Origin of the sequence: Anaerococcus sp. Marseille-Q7828 (genome assembly GCF_949769285.1) — a bacterium.
GTDB lineage: Bacteria > Bacillota > Clostridia > Tissierellales > Peptoniphilaceae > Anaerococcus.
In genome coordinates this window covers 796,844-817,147 of the sequence record NZ_OX458331.1, presented here as the reverse complement: position 1 = coordinate 817,147, position 20,304 = coordinate 796,844, and the positions used below count along the sequence as shown (strand labels likewise).

Here is a 20,304-nt window from a genome sequence, read left to right as displayed (position 1 = left end):
CTACCCCCTAAAGCCCTTGTTAATTTCAACATCTATATCATCTTTGTATAAGCTACCAGAATATTTGACATCCTTGTTTAGGACAACTACATTATCAAAATACTTATCCAAGGTGTAAATATTGTGGTGGACAGCTATAACAGTCTTGCCTAAGTCCTCCAATCTCTTAAACTCATCGGCTATGATGTCCTCAGTTTTTATATCAACGCCCGTTAGTGGTTCATCTAATATATATAAGTCGACATCTTGGGCAAGGGCACGGGCCAGAAAGACCCTCTGCTTTTGCCCGCCAGATAGGTTGTTGATCTGCCTATCTGACAAATCTCTGATGCCCATTTCATTAAGGGCGGCCTGTACCTTGTCCTTGTCTCTATCAGAGGGAGAGCTGAATTTTTTTATATAAGGGTAGCGGCCCATCATGACTACATCATAAACTGTGGTAGGAAAATTCCAATTGACACTATCTTTTTGGGGTACATAGGCTATATTGGTCTTGACTTCCTCTAAGGGCTTGCCAAAAATCTTTACTTCTCCCCTATCTTTTTTGATTAAGTTTAAAATCGCCTTGATTAGAGTAGATTTGCCTGCCCCGTTGGCTCCAATGATGGCTGTTCTAGTGTTAATTGGAATTTGTAAATTTACTTTTTCTAAGACTAAATTATCCCCGTATGAGACATTTAAGTCCTTAACTTTAATTGCATATTCCATAGCTCACCTACTTTAGATTATCTACAATGAGGTCGACATTGTGTTTGTACATATCTATAAAATTGTCGCCAGCTTCACCTGGATCTGCTAGGGAATCTGATAAAAGTTCTTTGCCATGTCCACTTATTACTTCGGTTTCAAAACCCTTAGATTTTACAATATCTTTAAGTTTTTCCATTCTTTCAGGATTGGTAGTTGATTCTGCAAATATAGCTTTGACTTTCTTATCGGCGATGAAGTCTGCTGTACTTTCTAGGTCTTTGTTGGCTACTTCTGAATCTGTACTGACCCCTTGAGGAGCCAAAACTTCCATATCGTAGCTTCTAGCAAAGTAGTTGAAGGCATCATGTGGGGTGATTAGATACCTTTGACCAGCAGGTATTTCTTCTATTCTGTCAGTTATATACGCGTCCAGATCTTCTAACTCATTTAGGTATTTATCAAGATTTTCATCGATTAGGCCAATCATTTCACTATCATCAGCATAAAGTTCTTTTAGTTTGTTTGCTGCATTTTTAAAAGCCTCAGCATAAAGGTCTAGGTCAAACCAGAAATGAGGGTCTTCTACCATACTAGAATCATCTTCTGCATCTTCCATTTCACCTATATCATTTTTGTCAAAAGTTTCAGTTACAGCATAGCCTACCCCTTCTAAGGCATCTACCATCTTTCCTTCAAAGTGGATACCATGGTATAAAACTAGATCTGCTTCTGTAATCTTGTTGAAATCTTCTGGCTTTGGTACGTAAATATGTGGGTCCTCACCGGCTGGGATTATTAGTTCAATATTTGCTTTATCGTTTCCAATTAGCTCATGGACCATATCTTCTATAAAAGTTGTTGTAACTGTGATAGTTTTTTTATTATCATCAGTATCTTTATCATTTTCTCCAACAGATTTTTCTTTACTATCATCTTTATCTACATGCTCTTTATTTTCACTTTCTACACTTTGGCTAACATCAGCATTCTCTTTATCGTTAGTATTTACCGCTTGATTAGCATTTCCACAAGCTGTTAGTGACGTTAATGTTAGTATTAATAATATAATTTTATTTATCATATAATTCTCCTTAATAATTTTATTAAGGTCATTATAATGCATTTATTATTATTTGTAAAGTATTTTTTAGGTTTGCCTAATATAATAGTTAAAAGTCCCAATAAAAAACACCCTAGTCCTCTAAGGTGTTCATATATTGCTATTTACTCAGCAAAATCTAATTGTTTATATTCAAGTTCTAAGTCTTCTGCAACTGGTTGGTAGGTTACATGTCCTTTGTAGGTATTTATTCCACTTTCAAGCTCTGGGAATCTTTGACATGCTGCTTCTAAGCCCATGTCTGCTATTGCTTTTGCATATCTTGTTGTTGCATTTGATAGGGCGTAAGTAGATGTCATCGCTACTGCTCCTGGGATGTTTGCTACAGCATAGTGTATTACATCATATTTTACAAATGTTGGTTCTGTATGTGTTGTTGGGTGGCCTTTGGTTAAGTCTGTTGATCCACCTTGGTCTATTGCCACATCAACTATTACAGATCCTTCTTTCATTTGTTTTACCATGTCTTCTTTGATTAGCTGTGGTGCTTTTCTTCCTGGGATTAGTACTGTTGATATAACAAGGTCTGCTGTTTTTAAGCTTTCTTCTATGTTTAGTGGGTTTGAGTAAAGTGTCTCAACTTTATCTGGGAATATATTTGTTATTGCTGTTAGGGCATTAATGTTTACATCTAGGACTGTTACCCTTGCTCCCATTCCTACTGCTATTCTTGTTGCTCCTGTTCCTACTACACCAGCACCGACTATTACAACATGAGCTGGTCTTACTCCTGGTACACCTTGAAGAAGTATTCCTCGCCCACCGTTTGGTTTGGTTAGGTATGATGCTCCTTCTTGGACTGCCATACGTCCTGCTATTTCAGACATTGGACGAAGTAGTGGAAGGCTTCTATCTTCTAATTGTACAGTTTCATAACCTATGCCTATTACTCCTGTATCTACCATTTTTTTTGCCAGTTCTAAGTTGCTTGCTAGGTGAAGGTAGGTATAGATGATTAATCCTTCTCTAAAATATTGGTATTCTTCTTCTAGAGGTTCTTTTACTTTATAAATCATATCAGCTTTTTCCCAGACTTCTTTTGCTGTATCTAGGATACTAGCTCCTGCTTCTATGTAATCTTCATCTGTTATGCCTGATCCAAGGCCAGCTCCTTTTTCTATAAATACTTCATTTTTCTTGCTAAGTTCTGTTACTGCTCCAGGGATTATTGCAACCCTATTTTCTTGGTCTTTTATCTCTTTTGGAATTCCGATTATCATAATTTCTCCTTATATTGTTAAAACTTGCTTATATTTATTTTATACCCAATTTACTTTAATTGTTTAAATTATAATTTTTAAGGCTATAATAATCATATGATTAAACTTATAACAATTGATGTGGATGGCACCCTAGTTACTCCACTAAAAAGACTTACAAAAGAAAATATAATAGCCATAGATAAGGCACGTGACATGGGTGTGCACATAGCCTTAGCTTCTGGTAGACCTTATTCTGGAATGAGGGGCCTAGTTAAAAAGTTGGGCCTAGATAGGAAAGATCATTTTTCTGTTTGCCAAAACGGATCTTATATATTTGATAATCTTACAGAAGAGCCAATTTCTGGGACCTACCAATGCCCATCTGATTTTAAAATAGTAGATGACTTAGTTAAAGATTTTAATGTAGAAGTTTCTGCTATGGATCATGAGGGATTTTATTCTCGCCACAAAAACCCTAGCATTTACACAAGGATAGACGCAAAAATCTCCAAATTACCCATAACTCGTATCAATTACAGCGACTTTCCCATAGATAAAAAACTGGGTAGAATTTTGATTCTGGGTAGTAAATCTGCTATTGATAAACTTTACCATAATAAGCCCACAGCACTTCACGAAAATTATTACGCAGTAAGAACTGCACCATTTTTGATAGAAGTAATGAACAAGAAAACCAACAAGGGCTATGCTGTTGGAGTTATGGCAAAAGAACTTGGTATAAGCCAAGATGAGATAATGAGTATAGGAAATGAAAGAAATGATATACCTATGCTAGAGCATGCAGGTTTTGCCGTAGCCATGGAAAATTCTGTCGAAGAATTAAAGGCTCATGCAGATTTCATAACAAAATCCAATCTAAAATCTGGCGTAGGCTATGCTATTAATAAACTTATTGACAATGATTTGATGCCATACAAATAGGACTTGCAGAATTGCAAGTCCCTTTTACTAATTTATTTTTCCCTTTAATTTATCTTTTTTATATTCTTCTAGTTCTTTTTCTTTTGCTATCTCGTAGCGAGTTTTTTTCTCTTCGTTTTCAAGTCTTCTTATAACAGTTTGCAAGGATCTTTTTGCCTTTGTTATGTCAAATTGTTTAAGTCTCATATTTGTTCTGATGGCGATGTCACTTGTCTTGCCATTTGCTGATGAGAATTCGCTCATCTTGCTTGGCAAATAAATTTTCTTTGCCAAGTCTTCATCAAATAGCAACAAGTTGGCATGAAGGTCTAATAGGGCTTGCTGAGAACGGTCGATGTTGCTATTTACAGCAGATACTTTGTTGCCCCTTAGGAAGTTGCCAAAAAAGTTGCCTCTTAGCAAGCCATGTGAATTGAAATCATATTTGCCTTCTATTTTTCTTTCTGATCTTTCAAGTTGACTTAATACATCTTTTGCTTGTCTTAATATACTTTCTATTTTTCTTAAATAATCTGGTCTTTGATAACCAGCGCTTGTCTTAATAGCCATAGTCCCTCCGTTTGTGTGGTATTTATTCATATTTATACCCAGTTTGAAAATTTGTTTATCATTTGCTTATAAAGTATAGTTATTTTAGTAAAGAGAGGTAATATGGCAAAAGTTTTATTATATAATATCAAAGAAGATTACGATATAGAAAAATTCGAAAAATTAGCCGATGATCAAAATGTCGGTATTATTAGAGTGGAAAAAGATAGCATAGACCAACGTATTGGTTATTTATTGGGCTTTGATGGCTTTGAAAAAAGTGACGAAAAACTTCCCGATGACCCAAGTCTTGATTTCCCTTTTATACTTTTTGTTGGTTTTGACAGAGATCATTTGTTTGATTTCTTGGATTTGATGCGTGAAAACGACCTAGCAATCCAACATAAGGCAGGAGAAACTGAAAATAATGTCAAATGGACCCTAAGAGAGCTCCTTACAGAAAATGATAAAGAAGCAAGGACTATGGGCCTTATCCATAGAATAAATGGCCTAGTAGCCAGAGCCAAAGATTTAAAAGAAGCTCACGGTGAGGACCCTAGATTAAAAGAATTAATAGATGAAATGCAAGCATATTTTGATGATTCTAGCCTATTTGAACTAGAAGTTGCCCAAAAGTACTATCTAAAACTTGCAGATGAAATCATAAGAGTAGAAGAATCTTACAAATAAAAATTTACCCGAACCCCAAAATCCTCATTAGGGATGGAGGGTTCAGCTTTTTTTAGTTAAGTCTTTTTAAGTAGTTTATCATAAGTATTGTCAGTTAGGATTGCTCCCAACGGAGCTGTAAAAAGTATAGCAATTACAGATACTGACAAGATAAGATTGCCTGAAGCAAGTCCCATGGATAAAGCCACAGGTCCTATGGCAGCTTGGACAGTTGCCTTTGGCAAATATGCAAAAGATGTAAACAATCTCTCGCCCTTATTTAAATTTGTCCCAATAAGTGATATATTCACTCCTATCATCCTAAATATCAGGCCAATTAGTATTAGTAAAACTGCTAGAAATCCCGATTCTTTTACATAGGCCATGTCTACAGATATGCCGACTAGTACAAATAAAAACACTTCAAAAACCTTCCACAATCTTCCAAAGGATCCTAAAAGGTCACTTGTCAATCTCTCATCTTCCATATTTATAGCCATGCCAGCTGTCATGATCGAAATCAAGGCTGATATTGCTATATAATCAGCTACAATCTCTTGGAATCTTAGGGTCAAAAATCCAAGACTTATAAAAATCATAGCCTTATAAATCGGATCTATGTCAAAGCTTACAAGTATTTTTCCTAGTATTTTACCAATAATAAGACCTAAGATTATGCCAGTAATTATGGAAATAGGGATATTTAGGAAATTCATAGCCGATAATTCTCCGCCTGTTTTTAAGGCAAGGAAGGAAGAGAAGAATACTATTACAAAAACATCATCAACACTTGCTCCAGCCAAAATCATCTCTGCTATATGCTTATCCTTGCCATAGCCCTCGTTCATAAGCTTTATCATACGAGGCACAACTATGGCAGGACTTACTGCAGCAAGAACAGCTGCAAGGATGCCTGCATCAATAGTGTCAATCTTAAAGATCATCTTTCCAAATATAATAATTCCTAGCATCTCTATAGAAGCAGGCACAAAACTTAGCAAAATTGCAGGTCTGCCTACTTTTTTAAGCTTGTCAAAATTTAGAGAAAGTCCTGCACGGCTTAGTATTGTCACCAAGGCTATCTGCCTTAAATCACTACTTAAGTTCACAATATTATCGCTAACTAAGCCCAATTGATTTGGACTTATCAAAATTCCTGCAATGAGCATGCCTATTATTGGTGCCAAGCCTATTTTTTCAGAAAATTTTGCAAACACAATTCCTAAAATAAAAATAATTCCTATATCTACTAACATAAATCTCCTCAAATAAAAAAAGCTGGTAATCCCTACAAGTGTAGAAGTCATCAGCTTTTAGCGGTTTTAAAATAAATTATGGAAGAACTTCATTTCCATTACTTATACTATTTTACTTATTGGAATATCTATTACAAGCAAATAGACATAAATTTTATAATCAATTATAATTTAGTAAGAGGTATTATATGGAAAATCAAAGAAAATATACTAAAAATATTAGCAAAGAAAACTTTATATTTGTCATCTTATTTTTTGGATTTTTTATCCCCCTGGCAAAGACCATGGGCCTATACAATATGCTGTCAACTATTATGAACCAAGCCTTTGACTTGTTGATTAATACTTGTTTCTACCTGACAGCCATATGCGTACTGACAGGAGCTTTATCAGCACTTTTTGCCGAATTTGGTTTTATATCATTGATAAATGTGATGCTTGCAAAAATAATGAAACCAATATACAATCTGCCAGGAGCAGCATCACTTGGTATATTGAATTGCTATCTGTCAGACAACCCATCAATCTTAACCTTGGCTGATGAAGATAATTTTAAGATGCTCTTTAAAAAATATCAGCTACCATCGCTCACAAACCTTGGTACAGCCTTTGGTATGGGGCTTATCGTTACAGGTAGCATAGGATCTCTAAAAATCCCTGGAGCTGGCAAGGCTGCAATGATAGGAAACCTAGGTGCTCTTATAGGATCCATAGTAAGTGTAAGGATAATGCAAAGTTTTTGCAAAAAATATTATGGCACAAGCGAAATGGTAACAGTCGAATCCCTTGATGACATACCTCATAATTCTAGAATAATTAGAGACGGATCTGTTGGACTAAGATTTATACAAGCCCTCCTTGAAGGTGGCAAATCAGGCCTAGATATGGGTCTTTCAATAATCCCAGGAGTAATAAGCATCTGCACCATGATAATGCTTTTGACAAACACAGCACCAGCAGATGGCATCTACACAGGAGCAATCAACGAAGGCGTCCCAGTATTACCTTGGATAGGCAACAAATTGTCCTTCATCCTAAACCCACTATTCGGCTTCACATTCAGCGAATCAATAGCTGTCCCAATAACAGCCCTAGGATCAGCTGGCGCAGCCCTTGGAGTAGTAAAGGGTCTAGTAGCAAATAACCTAGCCACAGCAAATGATTTGGCAGTATTCACATCTATATGTATGTGCTACTCAGGCTACCTATCAACACACGTAGCAATGATGGACGCCATAGGAGCAAAAGAGCTTACTGGTAAAGCCATTTTATCACATACTATTGGAGGCTTGGTTGCAGGGGTTTCAGCGCACTTGTTGTTTGGTATTTTTTAGAAAAATACTGGTAAAGATTTGATAGTTATATATTATTTTGATGTCTTTAGATTAATCCGTTATTTCAGGTTATAGCTTCGTCCTAAGGAGGAAAACCCAGGGGAGTTCCGATTCTCCCCAACTGGTTTTCCCCCTTAAACCCCCTTTTCTGCTACCCCCTCGAAACGGCCACTCGCGTGGGGCGATGTTGTAGTATAAATACCAAAATTTGGGTTTTATCAATCTCAAATTTCTAAAAATCGCAAACTCGCTACGCTCAAACAGTGCGATTTTTTACACGAAATTATGAGATCTTAAAACACCAATTTTTTCCACCTCTAAGCTTAAAAACACTTATACTTTATGGTGCAAGCTTATAGTGCATTAACAATTATAACAAAAGAATTCTCGAAGAGAACTTCTACTAATCATTGCCCCACGCAGTGGCGGAGGGGGTGTAGAAGGTATAGGGGGATCGGGGGAAAGGAAAAGGGGTCTCCGCTACCCCTAATTCCTATCCCCCGAGGTGCAGCGGTATTGCCTAAAATTACCAAAAGAATAAAAGACACTCATTAAGTAAAATAATAAAAGCATTTTCATATTTTTAAAAATATATTACAAGTAACTCCCCTGGGTTTTCCCCCTTAATACAACGGTACATCCTTAAACAAGTAAAAACCTATAAGACATATAATCAATATATGCAATATTCTACATACCGTATAAAACTAATAATTAAAAAGATAAATTTTTTTGCAAAAAACCAGGATTTTAAAAGGCGGGATTTCTCCTGCCTTTTATCCTATACCTGCTGCTTCTTTGGCTAGCTGGTCTGCTTTGTCGTTGTATTTGTCATTGGAATGACCCTTTACTTTTACAAAGTCTATTTTTATTTTCTTTTTTGCTTGGTCTATAAATCTTTTATATGCTTTGGTCAAGTCGTTGTTTGTTTTCCAATCTCCATTTGCCCAGGATGCTATGCCTTGGTAGTCGTGGTAGATTATAATTTGCTCTTTTTTATCTTCTATGGCTTTTTCTATGGCCAGTTCGCTTGCCTTTACTTCGCCGGCTACATTTCTATGGATATGGTAGGAATCGTCGTAGGATTTCATTAGTTCAAGCTCTTTATCGTCTGTGATATATACTACTCCTGACCCGTAGACTTTTAGCTTTTGGTTGTAGGATCCGTCTACATAGGCTATGACTGAATTCGCTCCTATTTCTAACTCTTTTTTTTCACCTGCCATATAGATTTCGGCTTCTTCCTTAGTTTTGAAGGACTTATAGATTGCTCCACTGTATCCTTTTACTTCCTTTAAACAAGAATCCCAGGATGTATAAATCCCAGGATTTCTGCCTTTTTTTACTGCGTAATATTTCATAAGCTTTCTTTGTTTGCCCAGTATGTCACTTGGCCTGGTCCTACTGTAAAGACTCCGTTGCCAGCTTCATCTATTGTAACATCTTCGTTTTTGCCAGATAGATCAACATAGGTCGCTCCTGCTTCACCTTCTCCCACGTGCATTTGTTTTTCTGCCATATCTTTGATAGATACTAAAACTGCAAGTGGCTTGTGGTCATTATCGCCACGTCTTACCCAACCTATTACTGCTGGGTCGTCAAAGTAGTCGTCTTGGTCTCCGAAATTATATTTCTTTCTGACACTTATCATATTGTTGATCATCTGATCTAGTGGTTCTGTTTTTACTGGTCCACATAGGCCATAGTAGTCTCCTGCAAATATGCAAGGGTATCCATCTTTCCTAAATAAGATAAGAGCATAGGCTATTTCCTTAAACCATGGTTCAATCCAAGATTCCAAGCCTTGGCCTGGCTGACTGTCGTGGTTATCTACAAAGGTTACAGCTTCTGCTGGGAAGTCTCCCACAATGGTATTGTCAAAGATCTTTCTCATATCGTAGTTGCCCATAGACTTGCTGGCTTCTTCCATGTGGAAGTGAAGTGGCACGTCAAATAAGTCTATTTGATGATTGGTTGCACCTAGATAATGTTCTATGGCTTCTTTGGAATATTGCCAGAATTCACCAAACAAGTAGAACTTGTCCAAGCCCTTTTCATCTATGATGTGACTTGATAGGCTGTGGATAAATTCTTCTGATATATGTTTTAATGCATCGTATCTGAAGCCATCTACTTTTGTTTCTTCTATAAACCAATCTGCCCACTTAAATAATTCTTCACGAACTTCAGGGTGATTGTGGTCAATGTCGTTATTCATAAGGTAGTCGAAATTGCCCTTTTCGTTGGAAACATCAGTATCCCAATATTTGCCATCGCCAACTATACGATAAATTGCAGATGTGCCGGACAAGTCGTCGTAGTCAACTCCTGTGAAGTGGTACCGGTGCCACTGCATGTCAGAGTATTTGCCATTTCTTCCAGGGAAGGTGAAATGAGTCCAAGCTTCTATGTCAGTCGCATCGGCAACATCCAAGGTCCTGTTGTTTTGGTCTACCATTATGGCTTGGAATTTTTCCTTTTCATCACCGTTGCCCTTGTGGTTTAATACTACGTCTGCATAACATTTGATGCCTGCATCATGGAGAGCGTCTATAGCTTGGTGGAGTTCTTCTTTGGTACCATATTTGGTCCTAACAGTTCCTTTTTGGTCAAATTCTCCCAAGTCCCATAGGTCATAGGCTCCATAGCCCACGTCCATGTCTGACCCACCCTTGGTCATAGGTGGAAGCCATAGGGCGTCGATTCCATTTTCCTTTAATTTTTTTGCATTCTTTGTTAGATTTTTATAAAAACTGCCGTCAGCCCAAGTGTCCCACTCGAAAGACTGCATCATTACTTCATTTGCCATGAATTATCCTATTTGCAAATTTCTATGGATTTGCTTGCGCCAATTCTACTTGCGCCAGCTTCTACCATTTCTAGTGCTTCTTCTTTAGTGTGGATGCCACCAGATGCTTTTACACCAATATCTGGACCAACTGTCTTTCTCATTAGAGCAATGTCTGAAGCCTTTGCTCCACCTGTTGAAAATCCTGTTGATGTTTTTACAAAGTCTGCCCCAGCTTCTACAGCAAGTTCGCAGGCTTTTACAATTTCTTCTTCAGTTAATAGGCAAGTTTCGATTATAACTTTTAGGATATTGTCTCCACAAGCTTCTTTGACTGCTTTGATGTCATTTAAAACATAGTCATAATCTTTTTCCTTAAGGCGGCCAACTTCTATAACCATATCTATTTCACTTGCCCCATCTTCGGTGGCACACTTTGTTTCATAGGCCTTGGCAGATGTTGCCATAGCTCCTAGAGGAAAGCCTACCACTGTTGCAATCTTTACATCTTTGTTATAATCATTGATAAATTTAACAAATGATGAGTTTACACATACACTAAAAAACTCATGTTCAACAGCCTCATCAACTAGCTTTTTGATATCTTCGCTTGTTGCTTCAGCCTTCAAATTTGTATGATCTATTAATTTATTTAATTCCATTATTTCTCCCTATAAGTAATCATAGCCAAGGTTATATCATCCTTTTGTTCTCCCCAGCTAAAGTCTTCTATTTCATCGTATATCTTATCAATTTGCCTATGCTGGCAAAAAGCTTCTTTTAGTCTTGCCAGACCAAACTCTTTATTATTTTCATCAGTTGCTTCTATAACTCCATCAGTGAAAAAGAGAATCAGGTCTCCATCTTTAAGCTCTGTAGTAACCTCATTATACACATCTGGCTCTATAATATTTGATATCATCCTGCCGCTGGCGTGCAAATATTCGCAAGCCTTTACATCAGATTTAAAAATCATAGGCGGACAATTGTGACCAGCATTTGAAAAACAAAGGGTATTATTATTCAAATCAAATATTCCTAGCCATGCAGTGAAATATTGGGATGAATCTATATCAAGGTCGTAAAAACGGCTTCTTAGTTTTAGCAAGGCTTGGCTAGGTGTGTAGTCAGGATACTTATCAAATATCGAGCTAATAGATACCTTAACAAACATTGTAAGAATAGATGCCTTAACCCCATGGCCCATAACATCGGCAATGTAGAAAGCGTACTTGTTATCATCAAGCTTTATCACATCAAACATATCACCCGAAACATTGGAGCTTGGATTGTAATAAGCCTTGAGATCAAGCTTGCCATAAACTTTATTTTTTGGCAAAATCGAAGATTGGACTTTCCTTACAAATCTCACATCATCGAGCATATTTCTATTGGCATCAAAAAGGTCGATTTTCATATTAGTTTCGCGGGTAATATCCCTAAAAACTTCTACAATACCAGAATAATCCCCATCAATGACAATAGGAGAAGCCTTGATACTATAGTATCTGTCATTTATAAGCTTTTCTTCAATCACAGTAGTATTTCTTATGGAATCATTCTCGCTAGCTAGGTTTAAGGGTATATTTTCATCAAGATAAATTCTTAAGCTTTCAGATTTTTTCCTAGCAAGGTCTAGCGAATTATTGATGAAAACTGTCTTTGCATTTGAATCGACAACTCTCACCCAATCATCCATGGAATTTAACACTGCGAAATTCTTATTATTAACTTTATCAATCAGTGTCTTTTTCATACCCTTACCCTCATTTTTATAAAAGTATAATTTCTTATATTTAACTATATCATTTTATATGTCCTTTGGCAAATAATTTCACAAGGTATAAAGCTTGTAATTTCAAGCATTTGAGCCAATAGCAAAAATCCATAGGAAAATAAAAAGAAGCCCTAAGAAACAAAGCTTATCACTAAGCCTATTTCCTAGGACTTTCCATTATATTATCTATTTAAATTCAAATTTGCTAGTATTATCAAGGCTTGCTCCATCTACATATTTCTGATCAACTCCAAAGAAATATGTCAAGACAAATCCACCTATATAGCCTGCGATAAGACCAGCTAGATAACCTAGCCATCTATTTTGGTAAATAAGTGGGATTAGTGCAAGGCCTGATGGTCCTATAGCTGTTGAACCAATTGATCCTATAGCTCCTATGACAGCTCCACCGATACCGCCACCAAGACATGCTGTGATGAAAGCCTTGCCCATTGGTAGGGTTAGGGCATATATAAGTGGTTCACCGATTCCTAGGAAACCTACAGGAAGTCCACCTTTGGCTATGGTTGTGATTTGTTTATTATTTCTACATTTTACAAGTATTGCAAGCGCAGCTCCTACTTGTCCAGCTCCTGCCATTGCAAGAATTGGCAATAAGTATGTTGCACCTTGTTGTTCAATCATCGCTACATGTATTGGTGTTAGGATTTGGTGAAGGCCAAGCATTACCATAGGTAGGAACAAGGCACCTAAGATAAATCCTGATACTGCACCACCGATATTGATTACTCCGTTAATAAAACCTATTAGTCCATTTGATATAAGTCCAGCAAATGGCATTATGATAAACATCGTTAGAAGTCCTACTGCAAGTAATGATAGCATAGGAACTAAAATAATGTCTAGAGAATCCGGTATTATTTTGTGGAGGGCATTTTCAATCTTAGATAATAGGAAAACTGAAATTAGTACACCTATTACTCCACCCTGTCCTGCTGCAAGAGGAGTTCCCAAGAAAATATTGCTTATAGGCATATCTGGATTCATGCCTGTAAGGTAAACCATACCTCCAACAACGCCACCAAGTCCCTCATTTGCTCCAAAGACTTTTGCTGTGTTAATTCCTATAAAAATATTTAGGTAAGCATAAAGACCATTTTTCATGACATTTAAAATCTGAATAAGGTTATTTACACCGTCACCAGTAAGAGTACCAGCTGTTGCCATATTTGACAAAACTGATGCAATACCACCTATAAGGCCAGCACCAACAAAGGCTGGAATTAGTGGAACAAATATAGAAGCAATGGTAGCTGTGAACTTCTTAAAGCCACTTTGTGTTTGTTTTGCCTTATAGGCTTCTTTGTTTTCTCTAGTTCTTCTTTCAAGGTCAGTGCCTGCTGCTAATTCTTCAGATAATGTTGCATTTGAAATTTCTGCCATAGCCTTAGCAACTTTTTCGCTTTTGCCAGGTCCTAATACTACTTGTATTTGATCTCCTTCAACTAGGCCCATTACGCCCTCGCGAGATTTAATAGCTCCGTAGTTTACCTTGCTAGAATCTTTGACTTTTACTCTAACTCTCGTCATACAATTGATAACTTCTATGAGATTATCGCTACCCCCAAAGTCATCGACTAATAATTTTGCTAATGTATTATTATCCATTACAAATCCTCTCTTATAAATCCTTTATTATTTTCAAGAATTTTTATAGACTCTTCATAGTCTACATTCTTTGTAGCCATTATTATTGCAGCCTTTACATTGTTATCGGCTTTACTTAGTATCTTCTTTGACGATTCATAATCATATCCGATGATTTCGCAAATAATTTTTGTCGCCCTATCTACTAGCTTCTCATTGGTTGGTTTTAAGTCGACCATAAGGTTGTCATAAACCTTGCCAATTTTAATCATGGCAGTAGTTGTGATCATATTTAGAACCATCTTTGTGGCAGTACCAGCCTTCATACGGGTTGATCCGCTCAATACTTCTGCACCGGTTTCTACTTCTATTGGATAGTCGGAATATTCAGAAATCTTAGCATTTTTGTTGCAGGCAATAGAGCCAGTCTTTGCTCCAATTTCTCTGGCATATTCTATAGCTCCAATTGAGTATGGTGTCCTTCCACTAGCTGCTATGCCAATTACAAAATCATTGCTTGTTAAATTTGCCTTTTTAAGGTCAGCTTTTGCGGCTTCTTTGGAATCTTCTGCATTTTCTATAGGGTTTCTTAGTGCATCATCGCCCCCTGCTATAAGACCTGTTACCATCTTTGGGTCTACTGAAAATGTAGGAACTGTTTCAGATGCATCCAAAACTCCTAGCCTACCACTTGTTCCAGCTCCCAAGTAAAATAATCTGCCACCGTTGGCAAATGTATTGATAAGTTCATCTACCAAAGCTTCGATTTGATCCATGGCATCTTTTACCTTGTAAGCTATCTTCTGGTCTTCAGTATTGATAATTTCCAAAATTTCTCTAGTTGATTTTAAATCCAAATCATAGCTTATAGGATTTCTATCTTCTGTCGAAGTCAACAATATCACCTCCTTTTATTAAATCCAAAATATCTATATAGGCCTCATCAACCCTGCCGATAAGGTTTCTATCATCACACAGACCTAGGTCTTTTTTTACAATTTCAACCTCTCCACCGTAGCGGCCTGACAAATTGTTCAAAACAACAAGATCTCCCCTCCTGATTGGCCTTGGCTTGTCTGGGCTTATATCCTTTTTCTCTCTTTCGTTTCTAATTATATAGTCACTAATGTCATTACGAACTTTTATTTTTGATAAATACTCATAATCATTTTCCCAAATAATAGGTAGGCTTATAATTCCAGCATTGATAAATTTTAATATATAATTTTTACTATATTCATCTACATCTTCGGCCAATATAAAGTCATCGACCTTGTATTTTCTTTTTAGTTTAACTAGGCTTAAGTATGGATTTTGATTCCTATCTTCTTCTAATGTAGGCAAGCCACGAAATACAGGGCCACGAAGATTTGTGTTCCCTTGGACGAAGGCCGCAAGTCTAATGCCAAAGGAATTTATAAGTTCATTTTGGCTTAGGAAATATTCTTGGGATAGGCCAGAAAATACTAGAGGGTAATAGTTATGAATTGCTATCATATTTGCCATATTTGCATCTGCTTTTGCCAAGTCTTCTAAAAACTTATAATTGACGGTAGAGGCGTTTATGGCTATTTGACACTTCTTTGAAAGACTAGCTATCTCTCTTGGACTAAATCCAAAATCCAGTCTAATAATCAAATTCTTATCTAGTAAATCTGGGTGGTCCTTTAGAGTTTGATTGTTGATATCCACACAAATTTTTATATCTTTGGCCACATCCAACAAGTCTAGAAACTTATCATAAGTTTCATCACTGGCAGGATAGTGCAAAGATGTAAATAATAAATCAAAACCCTTAAACTTTTCTATTTGTTTTTCAAAATCAGTTTCATTTTCAAAATATAAAGAAAATCCTAACATTTACTTATCCTTTAGTTTATTTGTCAACTCTTTAGAAGTTCTCATATTTTCGTTAACTTTTTCTGTGTTTGCAGCAACATAGCCATAATAAAGAATATCCGTTATTATTTGTGATGATAATCTTGAAGAAATAGCCCCATATCTCATTTCTCTTTCAATTTCTGGAATGAGCAAGAGTTCATTAGAATTATGAGCCAAGGTACTATTCAAAGACTTGCTTATACTTATAACTTTTGCTCCAACTTTTTTGGCATATTCTGAGGCAATTAAAATTTCTTTTGTTAGGCCAGAATAACTAATGGCTATTAGCAAATCTTCCTTGTCTATATTGGTAACTAGGGCAAGGTTTGTATGGGCATCTACTTGATAGAAAACTTTTTTGCCCGATCTTTGTAATTTGTAGGAAAAATCCTCACATATGAGCCCAGAACTTCCAACACCAGCAAGATAGATATTATTAGCCTTGTTAATATCATCTATAGATCTCTTAATGGCTTCAGTATCAATGAGGGCATAAGTTTTTTCTACAGTTGCTAAAACATTATTCTTACTTTTTGAAATAATATTTTCTATGCTTTCATTTTTTGATATGACCTCATCCAATAAGAATTCATTTTTTTCTTCAAGCGATTTTGCAACATCGATTTTAAAATCTATATATCCCTTGTAGCCTATCTTTTTGATAAATCTTATTATAGCTGATTGACTGGTATCAATGAGATCAGCTAGCTCTAAAGTATTATAGTTTACAATTTGTTCGGGATTATCTACTATATATTCACCTATTTTTTTATCAGAGGGGGTAAATTCATCCCATCTTTCTTTGATTTTTATTAAATAATCCATAGTACTCCTATAGAGAAAAGCTTTTCTTAAGGAAATTATATCTGTTTTAAATAATTATTTCAAGTTTTAAACCGTGATTTTAAATAATTATTTTATATATTCGATCACATCTAACAAGGAAGCTACTTCTCTATCTGCTGTAAAAGTTTTATCAAATGATGTGTCGTGAATGATTAGATAGTCTATGCCACTTGCCTTTGCTGCCAAGTACCCATTGTGAGAATCCTCTAGGATTAGTGCTCGACTTTTATCAACATTGGCTATCTCTGCAGCCTTTTCAAATATTTCTGGGTCAGGCTTACTGTTTTCAAAATCTTCACCAGATACTACAAAGTCAAAGTAGTCTCCTATATTTTCTTTTTTTATTAAATATAAGATCTTCTCTTTGTCAGAAGATGAAGCTATACATGCTCTTATTCCATTTGCCTTTAGGAATTCTAGCAATTCAACAAGGCCTTCTTTTTTTATAGAATCCTTGTAGTTTTTTAATCCTTCTTTCCTATAAGCATTAATTTCATCACGCAAATTCTTCGCTTTATCATAGTCACCCAAAATTTTGGCAAACTCATCTCTAACATTATCTTCATTCATACCAGCAATTCTGTTGCGTGTTGCTATGTCAAAGCAAAAATTGTACTTATCCTCAAAGGCCTTCCAAGATTTGTAATAGAAAATCTCAGTATCAAACATCAAGCCATCCATATCAAATATAATCAAATCGTATTTCATAAACTCTCCTTCTTTCCTGTCTGATATTTACCCAATCTACGTTATGGAATCCAAAGCTTAATATAAAAATCCCACAATAGATACTCTAGATTGTGGGATCTTCGTTAACGTAATATTATCTTTTATTGCAAGAACACATTAATATCCTAGAATTTTCTCTAGTTCTAATAACGCATCTTTTCCTTCTTTTTGAAGGATGAGTGACTCTTCTAAAAGTTTTTCAAGCTCACTTCTTACATTCTTAACTGTGTTTGGAGTATATTCAAATAACAATTTGATTGCTCGAGTATAAACTTCATTATCTTCAATAGCTTTTTTGAGATTATTATAAATATAATCAAGATCTGATCTATGATAGAAGCCTTCTTTCACGTATTTATATCCATGAGGTACATAAATTAAATCACTAGCAAGATCACTTGAATCATCTTTCTTACTTGGTTTATTTTCTTCTGAATGTGTTTTTTCACGTGATGAATTTAATTCAAGAGCTTCTTTGTAAAGATCATCGACTTCTTCTTTGGTCTTTGCTGCATCGATTCTTTTCGCAAAATCATCCTTTTCTTTACCTGTTAGATTATCTAGAGATTTTATCTTATCCAAGACATCTTTTTTGTATTTGCTATCTAGATCCGGTGTCTGTGGTTCAGATGGTTTATCTTTCGCCTTGGCAATAGCATCTATAAGTTCATTTCGCAAATTATTTATCTCATCTATTGTTGCACTTGGATTTGCCAATACATCTTTTGCTTTGGATACTGCGTTTTTAACATCTTCATCGTCGATATCCTTAGCACTGTCAGCAAGATCTGCTATAGATTTCTTTGCTTTGGCCAAATTTAGTTTATCTTTTGCATCAAGTAATTGATCTTGTTTATCAATAAGATTTTGATTAGCTTGGTCTTTCTTATCTTGAGCTTCTTTAAGATTTTGATCAGCTTTATTTTTTTCTGCTTGTGCATCATCCAAGTCTTTTTTAGCCTTAGCAGTATCTTCTTTTGCTTTTTCTAAAGCTTCTTTGGCATTTTTAGCTTCATCTTTTGCAGCTGCAAGCTTCTCTTTTGCTTTTGCCAAATCCTCAGGAGAAGTACTATTACCAGCTAATACTTTTTCTAATCTGTCTACTTCTGATTGAGCTTCTTTGACTTTCTTCTCGGCTTCTTTTTTATTTCTGTAAGCATCTTCTAATGCCTTTTGAGTTTTATCCAAATCAGCCTTGGACTCGTCAATCATATTTTTAACTTTATCAACCATATCTTCAGCATCTTTAAGATCAGCAGCAGCTTCTTCTAAGGCCTTTTGATCTTCAGCTAATTTTTCTATGGCTTCTTTCAAGTCTTTTTGTAGTTTTTCTTTTTCTGCCTTGATATTTTCTATATCATCAAAAGCTTTTTCAGCATCATCTAGTGCATTTAGTCTAGCCTCAGCCCTAGCTAGGTTTTCACTAGCCTTATATGAACGAGCTTCAGCATCATCAAGATCTTTTTGAGCTTTTTCTACTGGTTCATTTACCTTCTCTAATAAGCCCTTATAGTAATCAACCGTTTGCTTAAATCCTTCTATGTCCGATTCTTTCCAATATCCATTATCTTTGTCAATAAGATCCTGATAATATCTTATATTTTCTTCATACTTTTTCTTATCAAATTCTGCTTGATCGACTGCATTTTTATAGTCTTCTTGAGCTTTTTCCCAAGCTTCTAAAGCTTCTTCTGATTCGGCAAAGGCATCATCAATGGCTTTTTCGGCTTCTCCAAGTTTTTCTTCATAATTTTCTTTTGTTATATCACCATTTGCTATATCTTTTATAACATTTTTGCCTTCTTCAGACCCGTAGTATTCTTCAGATTTATCTGTCATCGTTCTAAATACTTCTTGCAAGGCCTTCGCTGTCTGATCTACTTTTTCTTCTTTAGCAGGCAAATCTTTAATTAATTGATCTATTTCTTCATTAAGAGAAGTGATTTTTTCCTTATTTCTTTCTTCTATTTCTCTTTGCTCTTTGTAGGCTTTTGCTTCATCTTCTTCACTTACAGAAGGGTCACCATTTTTTAATTTAGTATAAATCTCATGCCATTTTTCTGTAGCCTCTTTTGTTTCTTCTTCGAGTTTTTGACGCTCACTTTCTTTGGATAATATTTGACTTTTTGCATTATTTAAGTCAATGATTGCATCTGTATGATTTTGTGATTTCTCAATATAATCTTCTTCAACATTGCCCAAAGACTGATCCTTTTCCTTTAAATCAGCATCCTTTTTTGAGTCTGTATATTTAGCAGGATCTTTTTCATCTATTTTTTTGTTTAAATCTTCTATCTTAGCTTCACTATCAACTATATTTTTCTTAATCTCTTCTACTTGCTTGTCATGGTCTGACTTAACTTCTTCAAGATAATCATTTGCAGCTGCTAGAGCTTCCCAAGCATCTGAATAGTCTGCTGTTGCTTTTATAAAATTTGCTTCCGCTTGTTTTGCTTCTGCTTGTTTTTTAGCTTGATCTTCCTTTGCATCTGTAAACTCAGCTTTTGCAGCATCCAAGGCAGCTTGAGCTTCTCTTTGAGTATTTTGTTCTTCTAAGATATCTATTACTTCGTCGCTAGCTTCTGCCTGTTTATCTAAGGCTTCTTTAAGTTTGCGATTTGCTTCTTCTTCAGATTTTTTTGCAGCTTCATATTTTTCATTAGCATCGCTTAATTTACTATCAGCTTTCTCTTGGTCTGCCTTTGCTTGGTCAAGATCTTTTTTTGCAAGGTCTAAATCATCTTTTGCTTTTTCAACTTCTTTTTCTAGCCTATCAACTTCGCTTTGGGCCTTATCTACTTCACTGCTATCAACTTCAGAAGAATTATATACTGGTGGATTTTCTGATTGAGCTCTTGCACTTGAAGATGGTGCAAGAGTTAATAGCGCTAAGGCTAAGACAAGCGCCTTTGGAATTTTATTCTTTTTCACTAC

At 35.8% G+C, this 20,304-nt stretch carries 18 protein-coding genes and 1 riboswitch; of the genes, 3 read left to right on the top strand and 15 right to left on the bottom strand.

Translation table 11 applies throughout. From position 1 onward, the window contains the following. From QNH69_RS03980 to ald, 3 genes are all read right to left on the bottom strand, one after another. Nucleotides 1–708, bottom strand: a complete 708-nt coding sequence (locus QNH69_RS03980; protein ID WP_262121574.1) for an ABC transporter ATP-binding protein — start codon at nt 706–708, stop codon at nt 1–3. 7 nt (nt 709–715) lie between these two features. After that, entirely contained in the window at nt 716–1,771 is a 1,056-nt protein-coding gene (locus QNH69_RS03975) for a zinc ABC transporter substrate-binding protein (RefSeq protein ID WP_282929303.1), read from the bottom strand. Nucleotides 1,772–1,914: 143 nt separating this feature from the next. After that, entirely contained in the window at nt 1,915–3,030 is a 1,116-nt protein-coding gene (ald, locus tag QNH69_RS03970) for an alanine dehydrogenase (RefSeq protein ID WP_282929302.1), read from the bottom strand. Nucleotides 3,031–3,126: 96 nt separating this feature from the next. Here ald and QNH69_RS03965 point away from each other — a divergent pair, with 96 nt between their 5' ends. Beyond that, nucleotides 3,127–3,954 (top strand): Cof-type HAD-IIB family hydrolase, encoded by an 828-nt coding sequence (locus tag QNH69_RS03965; RefSeq protein ID WP_282929301.1) that lies wholly within the window; start codon nt 3,127–3,129, stop codon nt 3,952–3,954. Nucleotides 3,955–3,981: 27 nt separating this feature from the next. Here the strand turns inward: QNH69_RS03965 and QNH69_RS03960 are convergent, their stop codons facing one another. Further along, nucleotides 3,982–4,503, bottom strand: coding sequence for a hypothetical protein (locus QNH69_RS03960; RefSeq protein ID WP_282929300.1), 522 nt, complete (start codon nt 4,501–4,503; stop codon nt 3,982–3,984). 102 nt (nt 4,504–4,605) lie between these two features. Here QNH69_RS03960 and QNH69_RS03955 point away from each other — a divergent pair, with 102 nt between their 5' ends. Next, nucleotides 4,606–5,172, top strand: coding sequence for a DUF3783 domain-containing protein (locus tag QNH69_RS03955; RefSeq protein ID WP_282929299.1), 567 nt, complete (start codon nt 4,606–4,608; stop codon nt 5,170–5,172). Nucleotides 5,173–5,228: 56 nt separating this feature from the next. Here the strand turns inward: QNH69_RS03955 and QNH69_RS03950 are convergent, their stop codons facing one another. Then, the gene (locus QNH69_RS03950; protein WP_282929298.1) at nt 5,229–6,407 is read right to left on the bottom strand and encodes a cation:proton antiporter; all 1,179 of its coding nucleotides are present in this window, start codon (nt 6,405–6,407) and stop codon (nt 5,229–5,231) included. A gap of 34 nt (nt 6,408–6,441) precedes the next feature. Next, nucleotides 6,442–6,513, bottom strand: a riboswitch (Fluoride riboswitch). Between the two features lie 82 nt (nt 6,514–6,595). Between QNH69_RS03950 and QNH69_RS03945 the strand changes: the two genes are divergently transcribed. After that, nucleotides 6,596–7,741, top strand: a complete 1,146-nt coding sequence (locus QNH69_RS03945) for a hypothetical protein (protein WP_282929297.1) — start codon at nt 6,596–6,598, stop codon at nt 7,739–7,741. Nucleotides 7,742–8,517: 776 nt separating this feature from the next. Here QNH69_RS03945 and QNH69_RS03940 read toward each other — a convergent pair. The 10 genes from QNH69_RS03940 to QNH69_RS03895 form a co-directional block, all read right to left on the bottom strand. Further along, nucleotides 8,518–9,102 (bottom strand): ribonuclease H family protein, encoded by a 585-nt coding sequence (locus QNH69_RS03940; RefSeq protein ID WP_282929296.1) that lies wholly within the window; start codon nt 9,100–9,102, stop codon nt 8,518–8,520. After that, nucleotides 9,099–10,550, bottom strand: a complete 1,452-nt coding sequence (locus QNH69_RS03935) for an alpha-amylase (protein WP_282929295.1) — start codon at nt 10,548–10,550, stop codon at nt 9,099–9,101. The genes QNH69_RS03940 and QNH69_RS03935 overlap by 4 nt, the downstream gene beginning before the upstream one ends. An 8-nt stretch (nt 10,551–10,558) precedes the next feature. Further along, the gene (gene deoC, locus QNH69_RS03930; RefSeq protein ID WP_282929294.1) at nt 10,559–11,191 is read right to left on the bottom strand and encodes a deoxyribose-phosphate aldolase; all 633 of its coding nucleotides are present in this window, start codon (nt 11,189–11,191) and stop codon (nt 10,559–10,561) included. Next, nucleotides 11,191–12,285: a PP2C family protein-serine/threonine phosphatase gene (locus tag QNH69_RS03925; RefSeq protein WP_282929293.1), complete on the bottom strand. Its 1,095-nt coding sequence runs from the start codon at nt 12,283–12,285 to the stop codon at nt 11,191–11,193. Before QNH69_RS03925 ends, deoC begins: the two co-directional genes overlap by 1 nt. Before the next feature lie 207 nt (nt 12,286–12,492). Beyond that, the gene (locus tag QNH69_RS03920) at nt 12,493–13,935 is read right to left on the bottom strand and encodes a PTS transporter subunit EIIC (RefSeq protein WP_282929292.1); all 1,443 of its coding nucleotides are present in this window, start codon (nt 13,933–13,935) and stop codon (nt 12,493–12,495) included. Further along, complete coding sequence (gene murQ, locus QNH69_RS03915) at nt 13,935–14,819, bottom strand: N-acetylmuramic acid 6-phosphate etherase (protein ID WP_282929291.1); 885 nt, start codon at nt 14,817–14,819, stop codon at nt 13,935–13,937. The genes QNH69_RS03920 and murQ overlap by 1 nt, the downstream gene beginning before the upstream one ends. Further along, on the bottom strand, nt 14,791–15,774 hold the full coding sequence (locus QNH69_RS03910; protein WP_282929290.1) for a MupG family TIM beta-alpha barrel fold protein: 984 nt from the start codon (nt 15,772–15,774) through the stop codon (nt 14,791–14,793). The genes murQ and QNH69_RS03910 overlap by 29 nt, the downstream gene beginning before the upstream one ends. Further along, complete coding sequence (locus QNH69_RS03905; protein WP_282929289.1) at nt 15,775–16,620, bottom strand: MurR/RpiR family transcriptional regulator; 846 nt, start codon at nt 16,618–16,620, stop codon at nt 15,775–15,777. It lies immediately after the preceding gene. An 87-nt stretch (nt 16,621–16,707) separates the two neighbouring features. Next, nucleotides 16,708–17,349, bottom strand: coding sequence for an HAD family phosphatase (locus QNH69_RS03900; protein WP_282929288.1), 642 nt, complete (start codon nt 17,347–17,349; stop codon nt 16,708–16,710). Nucleotides 17,350–17,487: 138 nt separating this feature from the next. After that, on the bottom strand, nt 17,488–20,301 hold the full coding sequence (locus tag QNH69_RS03895) for a hypothetical protein (protein WP_282929287.1): 2,814 nt from the start codon (nt 20,299–20,301) through the stop codon (nt 17,488–17,490). Nucleotides 20,302–20,304: the final 3 nt, after the last annotated feature.